The sequence below is a fragment of the Ferrovibrio sp. genome, assembly GCF_041906005.1.
In the GTDB taxonomy this organism is placed as follows: Bacteria; Pseudomonadota; Alphaproteobacteria; order Ferrovibrionales; family Ferrovibrionaceae; genus Ferrovibrio.
Genome location: NZ_JAYRJY010000001.1, coordinates 1,176,533 through 1,199,331 on the forward strand (window position 1 = coordinate 1,176,533; position 22,799 = coordinate 1,199,331).

At 62.0% G+C, this 22,799-nt stretch carries 19 protein-coding genes; 5 read left to right on the forward strand and 14 right to left on the reverse strand.

The features are described from left to right. Positions 1–5: 5 nt before the first annotated feature. The 3 genes from ntrB to ACE3OO_RS05645 form a co-directional block, all read right to left on the reverse strand. On the reverse strand, positions 6–869 hold the full coding sequence (gene ntrB, locus ACE3OO_RS05635; protein WP_374300630.1) for a nitrate ABC transporter permease: 864 nt from the start codon (positions 867–869) through the stop codon (positions 6–8). Between the two features lie 32 nt (positions 870–901). Further along, positions 902–2,197, reverse strand: coding sequence for a CmpA/NrtA family ABC transporter substrate-binding protein (locus ACE3OO_RS05640; RefSeq protein WP_374300633.1), 1,296 nt, complete (start codon positions 2,195–2,197; stop codon positions 902–904). 309 nt (positions 2,198–2,506) lie between these two features. Beyond that, positions 2,507–3,094, reverse strand: a complete 588-nt coding sequence (locus ACE3OO_RS05645) for an ANTAR domain-containing response regulator (protein ID WP_374300635.1) — start codon at positions 3,092–3,094, stop codon at positions 2,507–2,509. A gap of 321 nt (positions 3,095–3,415) precedes the next feature. Here ACE3OO_RS05645 and ACE3OO_RS05650 point away from each other — a divergent pair, with 321 nt between their 5' ends. Then, positions 3,416–3,844: an FdtA/QdtA family cupin domain-containing protein gene (locus ACE3OO_RS05650; protein WP_374300637.1), complete on the forward strand. Its 429-nt coding sequence runs from the start codon at positions 3,416–3,418 to the stop codon at positions 3,842–3,844. Positions 3,845–3,888: 44 nt separating this feature from the next. Beyond that, positions 3,889–4,998 carry a DegT/DnrJ/EryC1/StrS family aminotransferase gene (locus ACE3OO_RS05655; protein ID WP_374300640.1) on the forward strand — a complete coding sequence of 370 codons (1,110 nt, stop codon included), beginning with the start codon at positions 3,889–3,891 and terminating at the stop codon, positions 4,996–4,998. 10 nt (positions 4,999–5,008) lie between these two features. Here ACE3OO_RS05655 and hpxZ read toward each other — a convergent pair whose 3' ends face one another. The 4 genes from hpxZ to ACE3OO_RS05675 form a co-directional block, all read right to left on the reverse strand. Next, positions 5,009–5,380 carry an oxalurate catabolism protein HpxZ gene (hpxZ, locus tag ACE3OO_RS05660; RefSeq protein ID WP_374300643.1) on the reverse strand — a complete coding sequence of 124 codons (372 nt, stop codon included), beginning with the start codon at positions 5,378–5,380 and terminating at the stop codon, positions 5,009–5,011. Positions 5,381–5,387: 7 nt separating this feature from the next. Continuing rightward, a complete protein-coding gene (locus ACE3OO_RS05665) occupies positions 5,388–6,776 on the reverse strand; it encodes an AtzE family amidohydrolase (RefSeq protein ID WP_374300647.1) in 1,389 nt (462 codons plus the stop codon). 12 nt (positions 6,777–6,788) lie between these two features. Beyond that, entirely contained in the window at positions 6,789–6,977 is a 189-nt protein-coding gene (locus tag ACE3OO_RS05670; RefSeq protein WP_374300650.1) for a DUF4089 domain-containing protein, read from the reverse strand. A gap of 264 nt (positions 6,978–7,241) precedes the next feature. Then, positions 7,242–8,438: a hypothetical protein gene (locus tag ACE3OO_RS05675; RefSeq protein WP_374300652.1), complete on the reverse strand. Its 1,197-nt coding sequence runs from the start codon at positions 8,436–8,438 to the stop codon at positions 7,242–7,244. 198 nt (positions 8,439–8,636) lie between these two features. Between ACE3OO_RS05675 and ACE3OO_RS05680 the strand changes: the two genes are divergently transcribed. From ACE3OO_RS05680 to ACE3OO_RS05690, 3 genes are all read left to right on the forward strand, one after another. Next, positions 8,637–9,815 (forward strand): glycosyltransferase family 4 protein, encoded by a 1,179-nt coding sequence (locus ACE3OO_RS05680; RefSeq protein WP_374300654.1) that lies wholly within the window; start codon positions 8,637–8,639, stop codon positions 9,813–9,815. A gap of 72 nt (positions 9,816–9,887) precedes the next feature. Beyond that, on the forward strand, positions 9,888–10,961 hold the full coding sequence (gene gmd / locus ACE3OO_RS05685; RefSeq protein ID WP_374300656.1) for a GDP-mannose 4,6-dehydratase: 1,074 nt from the start codon (positions 9,888–9,890) through the stop codon (positions 10,959–10,961). After that, on the forward strand, positions 10,954–11,946 hold the full coding sequence (locus tag ACE3OO_RS05690) for a GDP-L-fucose synthase family protein (RefSeq protein WP_374300658.1): 993 nt from the start codon (positions 10,954–10,956) through the stop codon (positions 11,944–11,946). Before gmd ends, ACE3OO_RS05690 begins: the two co-directional genes overlap by 8 nt. Positions 11,947–11,966: 20 nt before the next feature. Here ACE3OO_RS05690 and ACE3OO_RS05695 read toward each other — a convergent pair whose 3' ends face one another. The 7 genes from ACE3OO_RS05695 to ACE3OO_RS05725 all read right to left on the reverse strand — a co-directional run bounded on the left by ACE3OO_RS05695 (position 11,967) and on the right by ACE3OO_RS05725 (position 22,749). Continuing rightward, positions 11,967–13,208, reverse strand: a complete 1,242-nt coding sequence (locus ACE3OO_RS05695) for a glycosyl hydrolase family 28-related protein (protein ID WP_374300661.1) — start codon at positions 13,206–13,208, stop codon at positions 11,967–11,969. Then, positions 13,195–14,529 carry a hypothetical protein gene (locus tag ACE3OO_RS05700; protein WP_374300664.1) on the reverse strand — a complete coding sequence of 445 codons (1,335 nt, stop codon included), beginning with the start codon at positions 14,527–14,529 and terminating at the stop codon, positions 13,195–13,197. Before ACE3OO_RS05700 ends, ACE3OO_RS05695 begins: the two co-directional genes overlap by 14 nt. Next, positions 14,526–15,698, reverse strand: a complete 1,173-nt coding sequence (locus tag ACE3OO_RS05705) for a glycosyltransferase (protein ID WP_374300666.1) — start codon at positions 15,696–15,698, stop codon at positions 14,526–14,528. The genes ACE3OO_RS05700 and ACE3OO_RS05705 overlap by 4 nt, the downstream gene beginning before the upstream one ends. 42 nt (positions 15,699–15,740) lie before the next feature. Next, positions 15,741–17,324: an undecaprenyl-phosphate glucose phosphotransferase gene (locus ACE3OO_RS05710; protein WP_374300668.1), complete on the reverse strand. Its 1,584-nt coding sequence runs from the start codon at positions 17,322–17,324 to the stop codon at positions 15,741–15,743. A 93-nt stretch (positions 17,325–17,417) separates the two neighbouring features. After that, entirely contained in the window at positions 17,418–19,847 is a 2,430-nt protein-coding gene (locus ACE3OO_RS05715) for a glycosyltransferase (protein ID WP_374300670.1), read from the reverse strand. A 2-nt stretch (positions 19,848–19,849) separates the two neighbouring features. Further along, positions 19,850–22,135: a GumC family protein gene (locus ACE3OO_RS05720; RefSeq protein WP_374300672.1), complete on the reverse strand. Its 2,286-nt coding sequence runs from the start codon at positions 22,133–22,135 to the stop codon at positions 19,850–19,852. Next, on the reverse strand, positions 22,135–22,749 hold the full coding sequence (locus ACE3OO_RS05725; protein WP_374300675.1) for a polysaccharide biosynthesis/export family protein: 615 nt from the start codon (positions 22,747–22,749) through the stop codon (positions 22,135–22,137). Before ACE3OO_RS05725 ends, ACE3OO_RS05720 begins: the two co-directional genes overlap by 1 nt. Positions 22,750–22,799: the final 50 nt, after the last annotated feature.

The window sequence follows — 22,799 nt, forward strand, 5'->3', positions numbered from 1 at the left end:
GCCTCCTACTGCTGGCTGTAGCCGCCGATGCGGCTGCCAACGAAGGTGATGATGCGGTCGAGCATGAAGCCGACCAGGCCGACATAGACCAACGCAAGGATGATCTCGCTGATCAGCGAGCTGTTCCAGGCATCCCAGATGAAGAAGCCGATGCCCACGCCGCCGATCAGCATCTCGGCCGCTACGATGGCAAGCCAGGACAGACCGATGCCGATCTTCAGGCCGGTGAACATGAACGGCACCGTGGCCGGCAGCATCACCTTGAAGAAATATTCAAAGCCGTTGAGCTGCAGCACGCGGGCGACGTTGCGGTAATCCTGCGGGATGTTGCGGATGCCCACGGCCGTATTGAGGATGATCGGCCAGACCGCCGTGATGGCGATAACGAAGATCGCCGAGGGGTCGGCATGGCGGAAGGCGGCCAGCGACAGCGGCAGCCAGGCCAGCGGCGGTACGGTGCGCAGCACCTGGAAGATCGGATCCAGACCACGGAAAGCCAGCGTCGACTGGCCGATCAACACACCCAGCGCGATGCCGACGCCGGCGGCGATGGCAAAGCCGATTGCCACACGCTGCAGACTGGACGCCAGATGCCAGAACAGCCCCTTGTCGAGATTGCCCTTGTCGTAGAAGGGATCGACGATCAGTTCCCAGGTATCGGCCAGCACGGTGGACGGCGGCGGCAGGGTTGCATCGGGGCTTGAGCAGGCGATCTCCCAGATCGCCAGCAGCAGGCCCATAAACAGGATCGGCGGCAGTACGCGACTGGCGAACATGCGCAGACCGCTCGCGGCGCGCGGCACCAGCGTGGCGAGGATACCCTCGCCACCCAGGTCCGCCTTGGTCAGAACATCGGTTTTCACAGCCATGGACAGCTCCTTGTCGTGGGCGGACATCGGGGTCACACGCGGGTGATGGCCTGGCTTTTCAGGTAAGCCATCGGGTTTTCCGGATCGAAGACCTTGCCGTCGAAGAAGGTTTCCTTGCCACGCGAGGTCGACTTCGGAATCTCGGCATCGCTGGTGCCGAGCGACTTGGCCGCGTCGCGCCACAGGTCTTCGCGGTTGACCTTCTTGATCTGGCCCTTGGCGTCGAAATCGGTTGGCAGATAGCCCCAGCGCATGTCCTCGGTGAGAAACCACAGGTCATGACTCTGATACGGATAAGAGGCATTGCCGCGCCAGAATTTCATCATCAGAGGATTATTCACATCAGCGGTCACCTTGCGGCCGCCGTCGCCGTAATCGATGATTCCCTTGGCACGGTCGAGGATGTCGTTTACCGGCACCTTGAACCAGTCGCGGCCACCGACGATCTTGCACATCTCCTCCTTGTTCTCCATCTTGTCGCACCATTGCTGTGCTTCCATGGTCGCCATCAGGATCGCCTTGGCCGCCTTCGGATTCTTGTCGACCCAGTCGGACCGCAGGCCGAGCGACTTCTCCGGATGATCGTTCCACAGCTCGCCGGTCATCAGCGCAGTGAAACCGATCTTCTGGTGGATGAGCTGCAGGTTCCACGGCTCGCAGACGCAGAAGGCCTCCATCGCATTGACCTTCATGTTCGCCACCATCTGCGGCGGCGGCACCACGATGGTGGAGATATCCTTGTCGGGATCGATTCCCGCGGCGGCCATCCAATAGCGGATCCACAGGTCATGGGTGCCGCCAGGGAAGGTCATGGCGGCTTTGATTTCCTTGCCGCCGGCCTTAGCCTTCTTCAAGGCTTCGCCGAAGGTCTTGGCATCCTTCGTCACATTCATGCCGGCATAGGCACTCGACACCGAGATGCCCTGGCCGTTCAGGTTCAGGCGGGCGAGGATATACATCGGCACTGGCACGTTGCCTTTGGTGACCTTGCCTGATGAAATCAGATACGGCATCGGCGTCAGGATATGCGCGCCCGTTATGCCGCCGCCGGCCTCGCCCAGCTCGATATTGTCGCGGGTGGCACCCCACGAGGCCTGCTTTTCAATGCTCATGTCGGGCAGGCCGTATTTGGCGAACATGCCCTTTTCCTTGGCGATGATCAGCGGCGAGGCATCGGTGAGCGCGATATAGCCCAGCTTGGTGCCCTTTACCTCGGGCCCCGCGGCCTGCGCGAAGGCGCCGGCGGGAAACTGCAGCCGGGCCGCGGCCATCACCGCAGCGGCGCCGGTGGCGGATTTCAGCAACTGACGACGATTGAACACAGCCATGTCGATCCCCTCTTTGTCCCTGCTGCCGGGTCGTTGCCCGGCGTTGCGGCCATAAAAAAAGCGCCCAGCAACCGGGGCCTCGGAACCGAGACCGGATTGCGGGACGCCATTGTCCATTCAACGATCGACGCTGCTGCTTGCCTGGGGAGGCGGGCGGAAGGCCGATCAATCCACTGCGCCGTTGCAGTGGGCTTCGATGATTACAAAGCAGGATGCGTGCCAGAGCTGGATATCGCGCTTTTTCAAGCTCCTAGACGAGCGGCCTCCGTTACGTCGCCATGTTGCGCTGCACAAAAACGAGGCACCTGCCTATTTCTTTTTGAGCAGGTCGGCAAAGGCCAGCAGGTTTTCCGCCACGTCAACAAGGCGCTGCTGGCGATCCATCGCCAGTTTGCGCAGCGCGGCATAGGCCTCGTCCTCGGCCAGGCCGCGCTCACGCATCAGCAGGCCTTTGGCCCGGTCGATCAGCTTGCGCTCGTTCAGCGTGGCCCTGGTTTTCTGTAGTTCCTCGCGCAAGGCCTGGAATTCGCGGAAGCGTGCAATTGCCACGTCGACAATCGGTTTCACCCGGTTCACGTTCAGCCCGTCGATGACATAGGCCGAGACGCCGGCCTGCATGGCCTGCTCGATCATCGACTCGTCCGACTGGTCGACGAACATCACCACCGGTCGCGGCTGTTCGGCGTTGATCTGTCGCATGCTGTCGATGGTGTCGCGCGAGGGCGATTCCATATCCACGATGATGACGTCGGGCGCGATGTCCTGCACCTGGCGCGCACTCAGATCCCGCGGCGCGAGCTGAGCGACAAGGTCATAGCCCTGCTCGCGCAAAGCCGCGGCCAGCACGCCGGCGCGCTCGGGATTCTCGTCGATCAACAGAATACGTACGCCTGCCACAACCGGACACCCTGCACTGTCAGCCCTGTTTTCAAGCAAGATGCATACCGGAGCAGCAGGACCAAGCACTTCATAACCGGCCGCACGGCATCGAAAGCCTGACCGGCAGCCCTATCGGCCAATATCGACGGCTCCGGACGTAGGCGATTATTTTCAGTGTAGCCCTATCGTTCTCATATCGGACAGGATTAGAATATTTACCTATGCCTGCCCATGCATCGGACCGCCATTTGTCGGCCATCGCAAAGCTGAAGGCTGGGCGGGCAATCCTGTAGCATAGCCATGCCGGGACGAGCGCGGCATGAATGAGGCATTCGTAAAATGGCCAACACCACTTCCCTGGCAAAGATCGGCGATATTCAGGTATTCAAACTCCCTCTCATCGAAGACCCGCGCGGCCGCCTGCTCGCCATCCAGCCGGGGCCGCAATTGCCCTTCAATATCGGCCGCGTTTTCGTGGTGCAGGCCAATGCCGGCATTATCCGCGGCAATCACGCCCACAAGAGATGCAATCAGTATTTGGTATGCATGACCGGCGCTGTTGAGGTGGTTTGCGACGATGGCGACGAGAAGACATCGTTCCTGCTGGACGGACCGAGCCAGGCCCTCTGGATACCGCCAGGCATCTGGGCCACGCAAACCTATCGCCACGACGATTCAGAATTGATCGTTCTCTGCGATCTGCCGTTTGATGAAGGGGATTACCTCCGCGACTATACTTCATTCAAAGCCTATCGCCGCGCGGCCTGAAGCCATGCGCCAGAACCAATCATAAGAAGAATGGAACGTCCGTCATGATCCCTGTTGCCTCGCCGCTTGCCCAATTCTCGCATTATCAAAGCGAGATCACGGATGCCATCCTGACCACCCTGAAAGAGGGCAACTATATTCTTGGCCACCGCACCGCCAGTTTCGAGCAGGCCTTCGCAGGCTACTGCCAGGCCAAACATTGCGTTGGCCTCAACAGCGGCACCGACGCCCTGATCCTGGCGATCCGCGCCCTCGGCATCGGCCAGGGCGACGAAGTCATCACGGTCTCGCATACGGCGGTAGCCACTGTGGCTGCCATTATTGCCGCCGGCGCCACGCCGTGCCTCGTGGATATCGATGCGGATTACTACACGCTGGACCCCGATAAACTGGCAGCGGCCATCACACCCCGCACCAAGGCGATTATCGCCGTGCATTTGTATGGCCAGGCCGCCGATCTGGATTCGATCATGGCAATTGCCGGTCGCCACGGCATTCCCGTCATCGAAGATTGCGCGCAGGCAACGGGCGGCTTTTACAAGGGTCGCCGGGTGGGTTCCACCGGCGCCATCGGCTGCTTCAGCTTTTATCCGACCAAGAATCTGGGGGCTATCGGTGATGGCGGCGCGGTGGTCACAAGCGACCCGCAGCTTTTCCAGAAAATGCGCGAACTGCGCCAATATGGATGGAACGACCAACGCAAAACGGCCGCACCGGGCATCAATTCGCGGCTTGATGAAATACAGGCCGCCATTCTCTCGGTGAAGCTGCCGCATCTCGACGCCGACAATCGCCGCCGCATTGCCATCGTCGACCGCTACAACAAAGCCTTTTCAGAACTTCCGGTCGCGCGGCCGAAGGTACGTGGCGAAACAACGCATGTCTATCATCTGTATGTCATCCAGCATGACGACCGCGACAGCCTGAGGAACCACCTGGCGGCTGCCGGCATTGCCACCGGCATCCATTATGTCGATCCCGCCCATCGCCATGGCGGATACGACAAGATCGTCCGTTTGCCCGGCGAGGGCCTGCCTGTTACCGATGCGGTGGTGGGGCGGATACTGACCCTGCCGCTATATCCGGAATTAAGCGACGATGAGGTGAACCAGGTCATTGCCGCCATGCAGACGTATAACTGGCGGCAACGCTAAGTGCCGGCGTTTACAGCAGGCTGACATGGGCAGAGATGACCCGCCAGCCCGCAGGTGTGCGTAACCAGGTTTGGCTCTGACGGCCGGTCTTGGTGCTGCTGGCGCGGCGGAACTCCGTGTTGGCCACGGCGAAATCGCGGCCATAGGTAGTGATCACGGTGTTGAATATCTCGCGCTCCAGACCGGCCGGTGAACGGCCGGCCCGGAAAGCCTTGATCTGGTCGTACCCGTAGAGATTCTCTGCCACGCCGTAGCGGATGGTATGCGGGCTGTTGCAGAAAAGCTCGTCCAGCACGGCCACATCATTGCCCGTGAGCGCCTTCTCATAGCGCATGAAAGCCGCCGTCACCTCGGCCAGCACCTCGGGAATATTCACGTCCATAATGTCCTCACACAGCTTTTGATGTGGCAACGCCGCTGGCTTCCAGTTGCCGGGCCACCCGCAGCGCCAGGTCTTCCCGCCAGGGAGCGGTGATGATCTGCACGCCAATCGGCAGCTTGCCCTGGCGTTCGGCCCAGGGTGCGGCGACCACCGGCAACCCGATGGCCGAAATCGGCTGCGTAAACAGGCCGAGATTCGCCCGCACCGGCATCTCAATGCCATCCAGCGTCATCATGGCCTGCCCCAGTTTTGGTGCCGTGCAGGGCGTGGCCGGCGCCAGGATCACATCGACATCGCGGAACACATCCATGACCCGTGCATGATACCAGCGGCGGAAACGATGGGCTTGCACCAGCCAGTCGGACGGCATCATCAGGCCAGCGAAGAAACGGTCGCGCGTGGCCGGATCGAAATCCTTCGCCCGCGTCTTCAGCCGTTCGCGATGCAAATTGGCGCCCTCGGCCGCCGTGATGATATAGGCCGCCGCCCGTCCGCGGGCGGCTTCCGGCAGAGTGACGCGGCGCGTGCAACCCAATGCCTTGGCAAAGGCCGCAACGGCCTCATGGGCCTCCGCTTCGCCGGTATGGACGAAATAATCGTCGGCAACGGCGATGCGCAGTCCTTCGATGCCGGCATCCAGGTGCGGAAGCACCGGTTCGGCCGGCTTCTGCGCGCAAGCCGGATCGGCGGGGTCGGGCCCCTGCATGGCATCATAGGCCAGCGCCAGATCGGTGACCGAACGCGCCATCGGGCCCAGGTGATCGATATCGGCTACGAACAGGAAGCTGCCATGACGGCTGAGCCGGCCGAAGGTGGGCTTCAGGCCGAACAGGCCGCAAAGCGATGACGGCACGCGGATCGAGCCGTTGGTGTCGGAGCCCAGGCTGAGCGGCACCATGCCGCTGGCCACCGCCGTAGCCGATCCTCCGGACGAACCACCCGACATACGGGTCGGATCATGCGGATTGCGCGATGGGCCGTAATGCACGTTCTCGCCAGTGAAATCATAGGCGTATTCGCCCATGTTCAGTGCGCCAACCAGGATGGCGCCCGCTGCCTCCAGGCGCTGCACCAGTGTCGCATCAGCCTGGGCCGGGGGAAGATCGCGATTGATCTTCGAGCCGGCCAAGGTCGGCAGGCCCGCCACATCGAACAGATTCTTCACCGCAAACGGCACGCCGGCCAGCGGGCCGGAAGACCGCCCAGCCCTGAGATCGGCATCGATCCGCGCTGCCCTCGCATGCGCACGCTCAAGAGTGACAGCCGTGAAGGCGTTGAGGGCCGGATTGGTTGCCTGGATCCGGTTGATCGCAATCTGAACGGCCTCTGCAGCCGTAACATCACGCGCCTGGATCGCGGCCGCGATCTCGTGCCCCTTGCTTTGCCAATCGATCATTCCGCTCACCGGTCAGGGCACGAAACTCGAGGCGGGCTCGGTATCGTCGGGCAGCGGGAAGGCGAGGAAGGCCTGGGCAATCTGGTGCGACCGCTTCAGATTATCGACAACCCCCGGCTTCCACGCCTCTTCCAAAGACAAACCGAGTGCTGTGGCAGCCGCCTCCATATAGGAATCGGCATCGAATAACGACTGACTCACGTGACCTCCTCGACCGGCTTCGCAGCATGGGCGAACGATGAACCATTGTATGCTCGACGCCGACATTTTGCAGCATCTGCACGCCATCGAAGTGACGGCCATAAAAGCGGCAAGTCGTGACGAAGAAACGACCAGACTGCACAGCGCGGCGGCAATGCGCAAAAGCGATCCCCTTGCGCCGCAGATTCCTTCGATGCCGAATATGGTGTTGTCGATCAGCCGGAAGCTGGATCGCCGATCACGGCATCCGGTGCCGGTCGCGCCTCATCGGGAATCGGCAGGGCCAGTTGCACGGTTAAGCGGCCGATCCAGCATTCTGCATAACCGCAACCCGTCATCGCTGGCGACAAAGCTGCTTTCCGGCATCGCCATCAGGCGTTCCCGATGCTGGGCGTAAACTGCGGGTTCAAGATTGCGGAAGAAAGCAACCAGGGCATCTTCATAGGGCGGCTCAAAACTCCATCCAGTCCGATGCCGTTCGACCAGCCTGGCGACCTCGAAATCACGCGCCGTCAGACAGGGCACGCCGAAAAAACCGGCCTCGTAGTACCGGCAGGGCAGCAGCCAGCGCGAGTTATGTTCGGCATTCTCCAGATCGATGGCCCATGCGAAATCGAGATCACCATAGACCTCCGGCAGGTTCCGGGGGCTCACATAAGGCCCTTCGTAGATCATATTGTCGTTTTGTGCGATCGCCCGGCTGAAACCCTCACGGTCGACCGTGGTGACCAGACCGTGGAACTTGAACAGCACGATCCCCCTGAGACGCTGGGCCAGCCGCACGATCAGGTTGAAGGTTTCCTGGCCGCGGATCAGGCCGCAATAGCCAACCGTCCAGCGGTAGCCGCCGGATGACGAACCGGCGGGCGACTGGGCCGACCGGCGCGGCCGGGCCCCGAACTGGGGCGGAAGCTTGTTTTCAAGCAGGAACCACGGTTGTCGGCACCCTTGCAGGGCGGAAAAATAATTATTCCAGAATCCCGGCGACGACAGCACCAGCAGATCGATACGGCGCAACCCGAAGCGTTCCACGCCACGCAGAATCCGCGACAACCAGCGCCGCCCCACCAGAATGGGCTGGATATCCAGAACCTCGTAAACAATCCGGACCTTCCGTCCTGCCAGCCATCGCGCCGCCAGCGCCAGCAGGAGCTGGTCGACGTTGCGGGCATAAAACAATTCCGCCTGCTGCAACAGCCGGCGATATCTGGCAATGCGAGGCAGCGCTTTCAGCAAAGCCAGCAATCGTTGGCCGTAACGCCCGTCCTCTGTCTGGCCCAACATGACGCACGGCCAGTCCGGCTGGTAGCCGCGGTTGTAGCGCTGGCGTCGGAAACTGAACATCGTCAGCCGATAGCCATAATCGAGGAAGGTTCGCGCCCTTTTGATGGTGCTGACATCTGTGACGTCTGGCGAAAAGAATACGATTGCCGTTGACGGGGATGCAGAAACTGGCGGCATTGACGCACTCCACAGGCCTGATGGACACCAGGACAACGGAAAGTTGCCCGGCAATCCAAGCCTAGGGCAGTCTGTCCTGCATAGGTGTGATCAAAGTGTGCCGGTGCCCCTGGAACATCTGTCACAGGTTGATCACTGGCTATTGGCCCGGCGCTCCTGTTCGATGCTTTCCACCACGCAGCGATCAAGAGGCCATACGTGTCTGCTTTTCCACTCCGCTTCGAATTGCCGGACTCGCAGGCATGCGCATATGCGGGGGCTGGCCATCGGCGCTTCGAGCGGCTGGCCGTCAGCAGCGTATTCGGCGACCCTCTCGACCGCGGAACCTGGTCCGGCGCGCCGTATAACGTGATACGCAGCCTGCAGAAGCTGGGTATCGCGGCCGAAGGAATCCATTCCGGTTTCAGCCGCGGGGAACGGGCCCTGCTGGGTGTGCATTACCTGATGCAGGGTTATGGCCGGCCGCCTTCCGGCGAGGCCCTGCTGCGTATCCGCGTGGCACGGCAGCGGGCGGCCGAACAGCTGGCCTCCATTGCCCGACGGCGGCATATCCGCCACATCCTGCATACCGGCACTCTGGATCTGCCAATGCAGCCTTGTCGCGAGCTGGTGCATTACCTGTACTGCGATCATACCTGGGCGTTGTCGTTACCCTATCGGCCAGCACGCGAAGCCTATAGCACCAGTGCCGTCGAGGAATTCGATCAACTGGAACGCGAGGCACTGCGAAACGTCGAGCATGTATTCACCTTTGGGGCTTATGTGCGCGAACACATGATCAGCCATTACGGCCTGGCGCCAGATCGGGTAACCGCAGTTGGATCGGGCATGGGGCAGATCGAGCCGTATGCGGGCGCCAAGGATTATACCCGCCCGGACCTGCTGTTCATCGCCAAGCATCTGTTCATGGCCAAAGGCGGCGGCATGGTGATCGAAGCCTTTCGGCTGGCCAGACAGCAGCGCCCGGATCTGACGCTGACCATTGTTGGCGACAAACGCAGCCGCGCATATATTCCGGCATTGCCCGGCATCAGGGTGTTCGATCACCTACCCTGGCGCGAATTGCAGCGCCTGTTGCGGATGTCGACCATGCTGGTGCAGCCGATGCTGAACGACCCCTGGGGGCAGGTCTATCTTGAGGCGCTGTTGTCGCGTACGCCGGTGATCGGCCTGCATCGCAATGGCCTGCCTGAAATCCTGGAAGATGGTCGTCATGGTTTCCTGGTCACCGAGGAAAAGCCCGCGGCGGTGGCCGAAGCCATCCTGGATGCACTGGCCGATCCGCTGCGTCTTTCTGCCATGGGCCTGAGCGGCCAGCGCCATGTGCTGCAGACCTATTCCTGGGATCGTGTTGCACAGGCAATGGCGAGCCTGTGATGCGGCAATCCATGTCCACTTGCCGGCGATGCGCCGGATGTTTTCTGATCCACAACGGAAAAGGATAGAGCAATGGCCGAAAAGGCAGCCTTGATTACCGGCGCGACCGGGCAGGACGGCGCCTATCTGGCGGAATTCCTGCTCAGTCAGGGATACACCGTGCACGGCATCAAACGGCGATCATCGTCGATCAACACAGGCCGCGTAGACCATCTCTACCGTGATCGGCACGAAACAAACCTGCGTTATTTCCTGCATTACGGCGATATGACCGATGCCACTTCGTTGATCCGCCTGATCGACGAGGTGCAGCCGGTAGAAATCTACAACCTTGCCGCACAAAGCCATGTCCAGGTGAGCTTCGAAACACCGGAATACACGGCGAATACGGACGCGCTCGGCACCCTGCGCCTGCTGGAAGCCATCCGCATTCTGCGCATGGAAGAACGCGTCCGTTTCTATCAGGCATCCACATCGGAATTGTTCGGCAAGGTGATGGAGACGCCGCAGCGCGAAACCACGCCATTCTATCCACGCAGCCCCTATGCGGCTGCAAAGCTCTATGCCTACTGGATCACCGTCAACTATCGCGAGGCATATGGCATGCATGCCTCGAACGGGATTCTGTTCAACCATGAAAGCCCGATCCGTGGCGAAACCTTTGTGACGCGCAAGATCAGCCGCGCCGTCGCCGCCATCGAGCAGGGCCTGCAGAAATGCCTTTACCTTGGCAACATCGATGCGAAGCGCGACTGGGGCCATGCCCGCGATTATGTCGAAGGCATGTGGCGCATCCTGCAACACGGCACGCCCGACGATTATGTCCTGGCCACTGGCGAGGTTCACTCCGTGCGCGAGTTCGTCGAGTTGGCATTCCGCAACATCGACCGGAAAATCGTCTGGGACGGCAAGGGCATCAAGGAGAAAGGTTATTGCGACCGCTCCGGCGAGATTCTTGTGGCCGTCGACCCTGCCTATTATCGGCCCACCGAGGTCGATTTCCTGCTCGGCGACCCGACCAAGGCCCAGCGGGAACTCGGCTGGCGGCATCAGACGAGTTTCGAACAGCTTGTTACCGAAATGGTGGAGGCCGACCGCGTCATGCTCAATCAGGAACAGTTCCGCAATGCATACAGCCATGCCTGAGACCACACTCTATCCCCTGTCCGGCCGCCGCGTTTGGGTGGCCGGACATCGCGGACTGGTCGGCTCGGCATTGGTCCGCCGCCTGGCGCGGGAGGATTGCGAAATACTCACCGCCGGACGCGACAGCCTTGACCTGCGCTCACCCGACCAGGTCGATCTGTGGATGAAGAATGTCCGCCCGGAGGCGGTGTTTGTTGCCGCGGCCAAGGTTGGCGGGATCCATGCCAATGACACGCAGCCCGCCACATTCCTGTACGACAACCTGATGATAGAAGCGAATGTGATCGAGGCGGCCCGTCGCTATGGTGTGGAAAAGCTGGTGTTTCTCGGCTCGTCCTGCATCTATCCACGCCTGGCGCCGCAACCGATCCCGGCCTCTGCCCTACTGACCGGTGCCCTTGAGCCGACCAATGAATGGTATGCCATCGCCAAGATTGCCGGGCTTAAACTCTGCCAGGCGTATCGGCGGCAACATGGCTGCGACTTCATCTCCCTGATGCCGACCAACCTGTATGGTCCCGGCGACAATTTCGATCTGCAGCAGAGCCACGTGGTTCCGGCATTGATCGCCAAGGCGCATCAGGCCCGCGCCACCGGAGCGGCAAGCCTGTCGGTCTGGGGTTCCGGCACGCCGCTACGCGAATTCCTGCATGTCGATGACGCTGCCGACGGCATCGTATTCGCCATGCAGCATTATTCGGGAGAAGCCATATTGAATCTTGGATCCGGCGAGGAAGTATCGATCGGCGATCTCGCCCGCATGATCTGCACCATCACGGGTTATTCCGGACAGCTCGCCTTCGACGTCACCAAGCCCGATGGCACGCCGCGCAAAGTGGTCGACAGCAGTGAACTCAGGGCCATGGGTTGGCAGCCAGCCATTGGCCTGGAGGCGGGCCTGCGACAGACCTATCGCTGGTATCTCGACCATATCGGCCTGACCAAAGGAGCCGATGCGATCCGGCGGCAGCGGGCATACGGTTAAGACGCGCCCGGAGGCGGCCATCAACTGCCAACCGGCGTGCCATCTTCTTCGTTATCGGGCTTGCCTTTCTTGATCCGGAGCCGCCCCCTGCTGTCCACCCAAAGGGAATAATCGCCCAGCTTCGGGAGATGGCGGCTGTTCCAGTCGGAACCAAAGCGCACGCTTTCACCCGGCCCACCGATCACCAGAGCCTCGAAACCCGGATCGGTCTGCACGGCCCCACGGCAGCCAATCAGCGTCGCCATGGCACTGCCCGCCCCATTCAAACGTGCCAGGCCGGCCATGGCGGCGTCGCCACCGCCACTGCCAGTGCAGCCGATCATGGTGAGCTGGCCCGTAATATAGCCACGCAGCAGGCGGTTCTGGTGCCGGATCGAATAGGCGGTGCACGCGATCAGGGTCGCGAACCCCTGCAGCCAGATGCCGGCATCGCCGGCAGTAAACGCACTGGCCTTATCGTGATTATTCTCGAAACCGCAATGCGACAGCAGCGTACAGCCATTGCGCGCCAGCAGTCCGAAATTCCGGTTCAGCAGGAAATAACAGCCGTGGAAACCGACATCGTAGCAGCCGCGCAGCAATGCCACGCCGTGGTCGCCGTTCTGGCCGAAAACGCACCCCATCACATGGATGGCGGAGAGGATTCCGCCCGGATCGCCATGGGCGAAGCTGGCACCATTCCCGCGATTGTTGCGGAAATAGCAATTGACGATCTGGCCCTCAAAGACATTGCCCGTCAGCACGCAGCCGTCACCTCCACAATTCTGCACCACCAGGTCGCGCAGGCAGAAATTGTAGATGTAACGACCAAAGCTTTCACAACTCAGCCTGAGGCCCGCCCCTTCGCCACCCGTTCCCTCAATCCCGAGACCATCGATCAAAAGATAACGCACCGTGCTTTCGCTCAAGACCTCCACGACAGGTGAGCCATCCGTAATGGCTGAGACCAGTCGCGCGCCGGGCGCCAGGATGCCACCCTGGCGGGTCAGGGGCTTGGTAAGGTGAACCCGCAGGGTACGGGTTACCCGGTAGGTGCCGGGCGGAATCTGCAGCAGCGTGCCGTCGTTGGAAAATGTCGCATCGAAAGCGGACTGCAAAGCGGCCGTATCGTCGGTTCGGCCATCACCGCTGGCGCCAAAATCCACCGCTGATAATACACGTTGCGGCCCCGCAGCCGGAACGGCTGCCTGAAGGGCGTTTGGTCCCAGCAACCCGACACCAGCCAGCACGCCCCCGGAAGTGAGAAAATTACGGCGCTGCATGGGCTGCCCCTTTATCGCGTGAAGGGAAGGCACCAGGCGACCATTGCGGTGCCGCGACGTGGGGCGCGATGCTTGCCGCACGGCGCACGAGAACCGACAGGCCCGCCGCCAGCAGGAACACCGTCCAGGTCTTGGGGCCGACATAGGCCCCGGAAGCCTGACCGAGCACAGCCCAGACGGCCCAGCAGAACACAAGGCTTGGCACGCCAAGCAGGCGCAACCAGCCCGACAGGCCCGCCATGGCGATGCCGCCCCAGATCGCACCGAGATAAATCCAGTGCAGCCAGAAATAATTGGTCAGCGCCGAGGATATCCTGTCGATCCGCCAGGCCGCCGAATACTGCGAAGATTGCACGAAGACATTCATCACGAGGCCGGCAATAAATTCCTCGCCCGTCAGACCTGCCCCGGCCCAGGGATAGATTTGCATCACCTTCAGGCCGACCAGGGCCGGGCCGATCACGCGATAAAAGAAACTCGGATCCTCACCAGCGAGGATATCGCTCAGACGTTCGGCATAGACCGTCATGCCGAGGATTGCCGCGACTATCATGAGCAGCACGGCAAGCAGCAGGATACCGGCACGATTGCGCGCATTCGGATCAACAAACAGATAGCACGGCACCACCAGCGGCAGGGCTAGCAGCAAGGTCGGCCCCGGCATCGCCGCCAGACCGGCCGCCAGCAGCAGCAGAAAGACAAACAGCTTGCCGCGCCGCTGCGATATCACGAACCAGGCGAAACTGAAGAACGTATACCCGAAGGTGACCGCCGAAGGCTCGCTGGTGAACAGCTTGGGCCTGATACGGCCATAGAGCAGTTGATCGCGCAGGTCGGATTCGTAGATGCCATAATCGTAAAGAAAGCTGCGGGCGGCATCGCTGATCGGGCGAAAGCCTGCATATGTCTCAAGCAGGCAGCCGATCAGGATAACAATGCAAAAGCCGAAAAACAGACCGGCCAATTGCCGTCGGCCAGCCTCGACCACGGTGAGAAACAGGGCGTAACCGATCAGCAGGGAATAGATCAGCTGCACAAGGCCGGTGAAGCGCTTTCCCAGAAACCCCATATCGCTGGCCGAAAGCGTGGCCGCCAGATAAATCACGATCACACCCGACAGGCCAGCCAGATGCAGCGGCTGGATCGCGTTGCGCCGGCGCCACAAAAGGATCAGGCCGGCAATACCGGCCGGCGCGGCAGGCAGCGGGATCGTTGGCGTGATACGGATCTCGACCCCGAGGTAGATCCCGATCATGAAAATCGCCAGCAAGGCCATGTCGGCTGCCGGCAAGCGCTGGCTCGCTGCGGAATAGGGCATCATGGCCCGGCGATCGCCGCCAGCAACTGGCGCCCCCGGCTGGCCCAGTCGAACCGATCGCGGCAGATCGCATAGGCGCGCTCCTGCAGATGGTTCAGACGGTCGTAATCATCGATCACCTGCAACACGCCGGCCGCCAGAGCACGGTAATCGCGATAGAGCAGGATGCTGTCTTCATGCTGCAACGGCATGCCGGCAACCGATCCCTCCAAGGCCAGGATCGGCAGCCGGTTGAAGATGTAATCCAGAACTTTCAGCTTGAAGCCGCCGCCATGCCGTTCCGGCACCAGGGCGATGCGCGCCTCTTGCATCAATGCCGACAGGCCGGAGACCGGTCCGGTGAACTGCGTGGCGGAGAAGCGCCGCCGGACCTGCTTGAGAAAGGCTTCGCGCGCCGTGCCGATGACCTGCAACTCGGCATTGTGACTGGCAAATAGCGGGTCGGCTGCCGCCAGGAACTGCTCCAGATTCAGTCGCTTGGCGATCCAGTCAAAGCTGCCGACGATCACGGCGCGCCGGGGCTGGCGCGCGCTGATGCGGCGCTGGTCGACATAGGCGCCGCCATATCCCGGAGTGATCACCGCGATATCCCGGCCAGGATGATCGGCCAGGAATCGGTCACGGTCTTCCGGGGTGATCGCGGTGACCGCATCCGCCGCCAGAACCATCGCCTGCTCCAGGCGCGCCACTTTTGCCGCATCGCGCAGAAGGATGCGCCGGCGCAGCGGATCTGGATGCTCGCGGGCCACTTGCTGCCGCAGACTCTCCTCATGGTTATGCGCGATATACACCAGGCGCGGCCGCCGGCCGCGCTGCGGATATCGTTTCAGCACCGAGGCCAACGCCCAGCCTGCCGACAGACTGTCGAAAACGATGACATCCCAGCCATTTTCATCCAGTCGCCCCTCGAGCAGGCGCTGCAGTTCCGGCGTCCAATTGCGGTCAGCAACGTTGGGCAGGGGCGACAGCAGCGTGTGCCATAACGGGCGCGGCTTCTGCTCGGCCAGAAACCAGCGCAGCCCCGCCTGCCGGTCGAACGGCCGATGCGGCGCACCTGGGCGCATGGCGCCGACAATATCCACCCTTGCCCCGCTTTCGCCGATCGCATCGATCAGCCCGCCGGAATAGATAAGCTGGCCGTTATGCCTGGGCTCGGGGTCGGTCTGGGTCAACCAAAGACACCTCATCACCGCGCCCCATACCACCGGTGGCTTTCAAAAAGCCTGGCGCCCGGTAAATCCGCCCATGATGGTGCGCAAAATAATCTGCGCATCCAGAAATATGGACCAGTTCTCGATATAACGGATGTCATGCTCGACCCGTTTGCGGATCTGATCGAGGGTCTCGGTTTCGCCACGCCAGCCACTGACCTGGGCCAACCCTGTGATCCCGGGCTTCATACGGTGCCGGCAATCGTAATTGGGCACCGCATCCTGATAGAGCAGACCTGCCGCCTTGGCGGCCGTGGCATGCGGACGCGGCCCCACCACCGACATATCGCCAAGCAGAACGTTGATGAATTGCGGCAATTCGTCGAGGCTGGTGCGCCGCAGGAAATGGCCAATCCGCGTTACCCGGGGATCGTTGCGCCGGGTTAGCTGACTGGCGGTCTGGTCGCACATGTCGTGTCGCATGGTGCGGAATTTCAGCACCTCGATCAGCCGGTTGTTCAGGCCATAGCGTTTCTGGCGGAACAGCACCGGACCAGGGCTGTCGAGCTTGATCAGGATGGCGATCAACCCCAGGAGCGGCGCTATCAGCAGAAGCGCAAAAGCAGAAAAGACGCGATCTTCGACCGCCTTGGCGATACCACGCCAGCCACAGAGCGGCCGCTGCTCGATCAGCAGAAGGGGGATTCCGCCGATTTTTTCGAAGCCAGATTGTCCGCCCGCCACTTCCGGAATATCCAGATGCAGGTAGATATCGGCCGCGGCCTGGCGCAGCCGGTCGACAATAACACCGGGACTTCCCTCGCCCGGCGACGGCGCCACGATCACCGCATCGACATGCTCGCGCCGGATTTCGCCGAGCAGATCCTGCAGGTCGCCGCACAATGCATGGACCAGGCGTTCCGGCGCGGCCCGTTTTTGCATGATATCCGACTGCCCGGAACGGACCAGCGCCATATCGCCATACACGCCAACCACAATATGATCCATGGCAAACGGCCGGCCGGCCATCAGTCGCTGCAGCAGAGCCTGCGCTGCACTGCCACTGCCGAACACGGCAACACGCCGGCATAGCCGGCCTGTCTGCCGCCACTGGTCGACGCGAACGGCCAGAAGCGCCCGCGCGGCCAGCAGAATGCAGCCACAGGCAACAAGCCACAGCAGCAGCCAGTTCTGGCTGCTCGCCAAGCCGACACCACCGGCAGCAGCCACAGCAGTAACGATCGCGGCGGCGGCGCTCCACGCCATTATCACGCGGCCGAATGGCAAGCCGCCTCGCTGCAGCAAAGCAGGCCGGTAAAGACCCGCAATCGACAAGGCATTCATCATGACAATCGTGCCCAGCAGGGCGGTGGCGGTGTAGTAGGCCGGCGCCAGCGGCAGGTCGGGCATCGTTACGACCAGGGATGCCAGGGCCGCGGCAAGGCAGACTACGCCATCGAGCAACCGGAATATTCCGCCGACGATATCCAGAGACACCGGCGCGCGGTGATGCAGCGGCGCCGATATCCTCAATGTGGATGTTCGGTTCGAAGGCTGCCGTTCGGCGGCCCGTTGCGCTGGCATGTCGGCCAGGCGCATTGCGGCATTCGTCAGGTCGTTCAGATCGGATCTGGCTTCGAGAGGCATGCGGTGGCTCCGGAGCTGTTTCTGCCCCGGATGTGCCATAACACTGCTGCAACCGCCCGTGACCAAACAGGGGCGTTCTCACAAACCCGACCATCATGCCGCCCCTGCTGTCGCCAGAATCGTCGCGGCAAACGAGACTGGGTTGCGCGCAGCCGCGAAAGCTTCGGCGGCAGCAGGGTCGAAACTGCCCCCCGGCCCCTCCGTGACCATATGCGTGATTGCATTGGCCAGAACCCGCGGATCGGTCACATCGGCAGTCACCCCCAGCCGGTGTTCCTGCACCAGGCGCGCGATCAATCCATAATCCTGGGTCAGCACCGGCACCCCGGCCCGCGCCGCCCAGAGCAGCACACCGCTGGAGCCGACAAACCGCTGATAAGGAGCAAGCACCACAGCGCTGGCCCGCACCAGGCCCGCAATCTCGTCATCCTTCAGCCAGCGGTCCTCGAGATGCAGCCAGAGCTGAGGCTGGCGTTTTCGCAGGCGGGCCAGCGCGCGCCGCACCACCGGCCGTATTTCCGGAGCCACCTTGCCGGCAACCACCACAGCGATGCCCGCAGCCGTCGCGACCGGCACGTGGCACAGCGCCTCCAGCAGGCACAGGATTCCCTTGCGCTCGCTGAGCGCACCGAACAGCAGCAGCAATTTCCGGTGCGGCGGCGGCCGTATTCCACGCAGACCGGCATCGGTTGCAATCGGCGGCGCGAAGGCCGGATCGGGCAAGGCCAGAACCTTATGCCCTCCGCGATAGGATTCCGCTGCATAATCGGGAAAGAACGGATCCAGCGTCAACACCACGGCCAGAGCCCTGTTCAGCAGCATCAGTCGATAAAGCAGCGATTTGCGCACATCGCGCACGAATTCGCTCCAACTGCGACTGCGGAAGCCCAGGCTGGGATAATGCACCGATGGCCGAAACAGGATGCCGCCGACCGGACGGCCAACCGCACCGAGTCCCAGGGCAAAAGGCAGCGAAAGATGATCGAGGGCCAAGAAGTGCCCTGCCGTCGCCCCGGTGGATGTGAGATACCGCCGCATCACCCACCAGCGGGCAAAGCCACTGATTATCAAATGGCGGCTCAGGCAGGCCCGCTCCTCCGCCGCTGACAGGGGCACCAGCCTGATCCGGCCGCGATCTTGCGGTGCGATCCTGTCACGCAGGGCATCGCAGAGATTCCGGGCCAGAACCAGCCACAGAACTTCTAGATCGGTTTGTCCCACCGCACGGTCGACGATATGGCCCAACCATTCGCGGGTATGGCCATTGCTGTCGGGTTCGAGAACCAGAAGCCGCGCCCGCGGCGACATGATTTCACCATCGCGAGACAGCATCGTCAGCAGCTCATCCAGCCGGCCCAGCAGCCGGTTCCGATCATGATGCCGCTCGATGTGACGCCGGCCATTCGCTTCCATGGTCGCCCGCATGCCGGGATTATCGGCCAGTTGCAGGATGGCGGCTTCGAAAGCTGGGGCGTCATCCGGCGGAACGCACATAAAAGCCCCGGATTCGGCGGCAAGACGCCACACCGCACTGCCTTCCGGGGCCGTCGTTACGAAGCTGCGGCCGGCTGCCATGATATTGTAAACCTTCGAGGGTACGGCAAAGTCGGCACCCTTCGGATTCTGTGGCACCAGATGGATGTCGCCTTCCGCCAGACCGTCGGCCAGGCATTCGCGCGGCACCAAATCTTCCAGTCGCACGTTCATCACATGGCGCGCAACCAAAGCCGCTTCCAGCGCGTCATGTTCACCGCCAGCGCCACGGATGACGATACCGATCTGCGGCCGCGAAAGCGCCAGCCGTTCGGCCAGACTCACCATCTGATCCAGCCCCTGCTTGCGGCCGAGATTGCCGCTATAAAGCAGCAGCGGTGCCGTCCGGTCACGATGTGGCTGCGGCTGGATCTGTGCCGGATCGACCCAGATGGGCAGTATCTCGATACTGGTTTGCACGCCCATATGCCGCAACCTGGTCCGCATGTCCTCTGACAGGACGAGCAATCCATCGGCTCGGTTAAGCGCAATGCGCTCGACAATCCGCATCATGCGCAGCAGCAGGCTGAAGCGTACCATCCCGAGCCCACCCGCCAGGCCGGACTGGATGTCATGCATGATGACAAGGTGACGACCGTCTTTCGCTGTCGCCAGTTGCCCAAGGACAACAGAAAATATCGAGGGACACAGCGACAGGACCAGCTCATGGCGCCGCACGCGACCAGCCAGAAGCGCCCATATCCCGACCAAGAGAAACAGAACCTCGCTGGCGATCCGCCCTGCCACCGAGCGCTGGCGCGGCAGCCAGTGCCGCAGCCGCTTGATGACCGGCCCCTTCCGGCCAGACTGGTTATCACCGGGTCGGAAACCCGCGAAGCGCGCCGCATCCGGGTAATGCGGCCAGCCGGTCAGAACGGTGACATCGCGGCCCTGGGCGTGCAGATATTCTGCAACATCGGTGCAATAGGGCGCGGAGCCGATGGTTTCCGGCGCATAATGCTGGGTAACGAACAGGACCGGCTCGGGCAAGATCAGCTCCAGTTGCCCGAGCGGGCCAGCACCGGTCGTTCGTATTCGTAGTTCAGGTGCCCGTAAGCGTATTTGCGATAACCCTTTGGATCCACCCGGGTCAGTACCGCACCGGCAAAATCGGCCTGCACATCGATCAGGCTTTTCAGGGCCTCTCCAACGGCTTCCCGGCGGGTATGCCCCCAACGCACGGAGAGTGCCACCTTATCGACCATGCGGGCCAGGGTCAGCACCTCGGCCCCCACAAGCACCGGCGCCGCATCCAGGAGGATCATGTCGTAACGCCCGGAGAGGCTGTGCAGCAGCCGCTGCATCCTGTCACCGCCCAGATTGCGCATCGACTGTGCCGTGAACTGGCCGGCCGGGATCAGGTCCAGGCCCGACAGCGCATCGGTGACAATGGCCTGCCCGGCGGCATGCCCCAGGGTCTGCTCGTCGTCCTCAGAAATCAGATCCGCAAGACCGTAGCGATTGCCGCACTGAAGCAGGCGATGCAGCCGCGGGCTGCGCCAGTCGCAGTCAATCAGCAGGATCCGGTGTCCCTGGCTGGCCAACAGCCGGCCGAAGGAAGCGACCAATACCGACTTTCCTTCTCCTGGCACTGCCGAAGCAAACAATATCGTCTTCGGCGACGCTTTCGCCTGCGACAGCTCCAGCCCGATATACAGCTTCCGCAAGGCTTCGCTATACGGCGAGAATGGCTGCCGCAAGACATGTGCCAGAGCGGTCATGCGCCCCTTCAGGGCCGGGATGAGAGCCAGAACAGGCAGACCCGTATAGGCTTCGATCTGATCGCCGCGGCGAAAACTGCGATCAGCGTTATCCCGCAGCAACGCGATCATGACACCGATCAGGATGCCGCCGGCCGCACCGAGGAATACGATCAATATGCGTGGCGGAAAGCCCGGAGCGATGGGCGGCGGCGCCGTGGATATGAGCTGGCCATTCGGGCGCTGCAGTCGATCCTGGCCGAAGGTTTCCTTGGCACGGCCCATCACCTGGTCAAGCAGGTTATGGTTGACGGCGGCCTCACGTTCCAGCGATTCCAGCTTGATCGACTTTTCATTCACCCCGGCCTGCCGGGATTGCAGGCGATCGAAATTCTGCCGCAGGGCCTGATAGCGGGCATCTGCCGTCCTGGCCTCATGGCGCAGGCCGTCGATGATGTGATCCATCTCCTGCCGCAACCTGCCGCGAATTCCGGCAATCTCGGCTCGCGCGCTCAGAATGCGCGGATGCTGCGGACCGAAATTGCTCGACAGGTCGGCCAGGCGCCGCTCGGCCTCGACCTGCTGCTGCTTGAACGACTGGATGACCGGGGAATTGAGGACTTCGGGAACGCTCTCTCCGGCGATGCCGGTCTTTTTCAGGCTCTGCGCCTCGCTGAGTCGCGCTTCCGTTTCGGCCTTGGCAGTTTGCGCCACGATCAACTGCGTGTTGAGTTCCGTCAGTTGCTGGGTGGTGACGCCAACACTTGCACCCTTGTAAAGGCCATTCTGCCGGCGGTAATCCTCCACCGCCTGATCCGCCTTTTCCACTTGCTGGCGCAGCGTCGCGATCCGGTCGGTCAGGAATTGCTCGGCCTCGTCATTGGCCTTCACCTTCTCCAACCGCTGCCGGGCCAGATATGCATCGGCGAAGGCATTGGCGATGGATGCGGCGCGCGACGGGTCCTGCGCCTTCGCCTGGATCGACAGCACATGCGAGCGGCCCAGAGTCGATACATCCAGACGCGACAGCAGGGTATCGATCACGGTATCCGTTTCGAACCGCGCCTGCGCCGCCGGATCCGCAGGCTTGTCGGCAGAGTCCGACAACCATGCATCCGGCAGATAGCGCGATAGATCGAGCAGGCGCCGCCAGAGCGGCTTGGCTTGCAGCAGCGGATTGAATTCCGGATCCTCATCCAGGCCGAGCTGGCCAACCACCTGTTCGGCCAGGGCGCGCGACTGGACGATATAGCCTTCATTCTGGATTCGCTCGGCATCGGGATTGATATCGGCCATCACGGCTTCGATATTCATGACCCGCAACAGGGGCACGCCCACCAGCACCCTTGCTTCGGCGATGTAATAAACCGGCATCGCGCGCGCGACCAGCACGGCAATTGCGGCGCAGAACAGGCCGATCGACAGGATCAATACCTTTTGCCGCCACAACTGCAACAGCAAGTCAAGGATTCCGGTTTGCGTCGGCGGCGCGGCCGAATACAGCGGCGGCATCAACTGCGGCGCCAGTAGCGTCGGCTGCTGCGGCGATCGGGCAATCAGGCGATCCGGCAGATGCATCAGAAATACCGCTCCCGCACGGTGATCACGTCACCCGGCAGAACCGGCGTATCCGGCATGGCCTGCAGCCGGCCCTTTCCACCTTCCGCCATCTGACGCATGACATAGAAATCGCCTTCACGGGCGCGGTAGGTGAAGCCGCCCGCCAGAGCCACGGCATTCAGCACGGTCATCCCGGAGACATAGGGATAACTGCCCGGGGTGCGCACTTCGCCAACGATATAGAATGGGCGATAGGTCAGTATCTCGACGCTGACGCTCGGGTTCTTCAGGTAATTTGGCTGCAACCGGTCAACCAGCGCTTTTTCAAGCCCACTTGCGCTCTGCCCGCCTGCCTGGATCTGGCCAATCAACGGAAAAGAGAGTGCGCCGCTGCCGTCGATGGCGTATTCGCCGGTCAGCTCAGGCTGGCCGTAGACTGTGATCCGCACACGATCGCCGGAGCCGAGGCGATAGCCGGCACTGGCCGACAATGCCTCTGCTGTCATGGCATCGACATGGCCGGTCTGCTGCGCTGTCACCGGACCGCAGGCCACGATGGGCAAAGCGGCGAGGAACAGACTGCACCGGAGGAGATACCGGAGAAGACGATGATGTGCGAAGACGCTTGGCATGGCCGGCCGCCCCGTTGATCGCAGAAACTCCGGATGCCCGCATGGCATCC

Coding starts and splice junctions, on each gene's coding strand:
- gmd (WP_374300656.1), top strand. CDS start 9,888: ATGGCCGAAAAGGCAGCCTTGATTACCGGCGCGACCGGGCAGGACGGC.
- ACE3OO_RS05665 (WP_374300647.1), bottom strand. CDS start 6,776: ATGATCGATTGGCAAAGCAAGGGGCACGAGATCGCGGCCGCGATCCAG.
- ACE3OO_RS05655 (WP_374300640.1), top strand. CDS start 3,889: ATGATCCCTGTTGCCTCGCCGCTTGCCCAATTCTCGCATTATCAAAGC.
- ACE3OO_RS05690 (WP_374300658.1), top strand. CDS start 10,954: ATGCCTGAGACCACACTCTATCCCCTGTCCGGCCGCCGCGTTTGGGTG.
- ACE3OO_RS05720 (WP_374300672.1), bottom strand. CDS start 22,135: ATGCATCTGCCGGATCGCCTGATTGCCCGATCGCCGCAGCAGCCGACG.
- ACE3OO_RS05695 (WP_374300661.1), bottom strand. CDS start 13,208: ATGCAGCGCCGTAATTTTCTCACTTCCGGGGGCGTGCTGGCTGGTGTC.
- ACE3OO_RS05640 (WP_374300633.1), bottom strand. CDS start 2,197: ATGGCTGTGTTCAATCGTCGTCAGTTGCTGAAATCCGCCACCGGCGCC.
- ACE3OO_RS05710 (WP_374300668.1), bottom strand. CDS start 17,324: ATGCCTCTCGAAGCCAGATCCGATCTGAACGACCTGACGAATGCCGCA.
- ACE3OO_RS05675 (WP_374300652.1), bottom strand. CDS start 8,438: ATGCCGCCAGTTTCTGCATCCCCGTCAACGGCAATCGTATTCTTTTCG.
- ntrB (WP_374300630.1), bottom strand. CDS start 869: ATGGCTGTGAAAACCGATGTTCTGACCAAGGCGGACCTGGGTGGCGAG.
- ACE3OO_RS05725 (WP_374300675.1), bottom strand. CDS start 22,749: ATGCCAAGCGTCTTCGCACATCATCGTCTTCTCCGGTATCTCCTCCGG.
- ACE3OO_RS05700 (WP_374300664.1), bottom strand. CDS start 14,529: ATGATGCCCTATTCCGCAGCGAGCCAGCGCTTGCCGGCAGCCGACATG.
- hpxZ (WP_374300643.1), bottom strand. CDS start 5,380: ATGGACGTGAATATTCCCGAGGTGCTGGCCGAGGTGACGGCGGCTTTC.
- ACE3OO_RS05650 (WP_374300637.1), top strand. CDS start 3,416: ATGGCCAACACCACTTCCCTGGCAAAGATCGGCGATATTCAGGTATTC.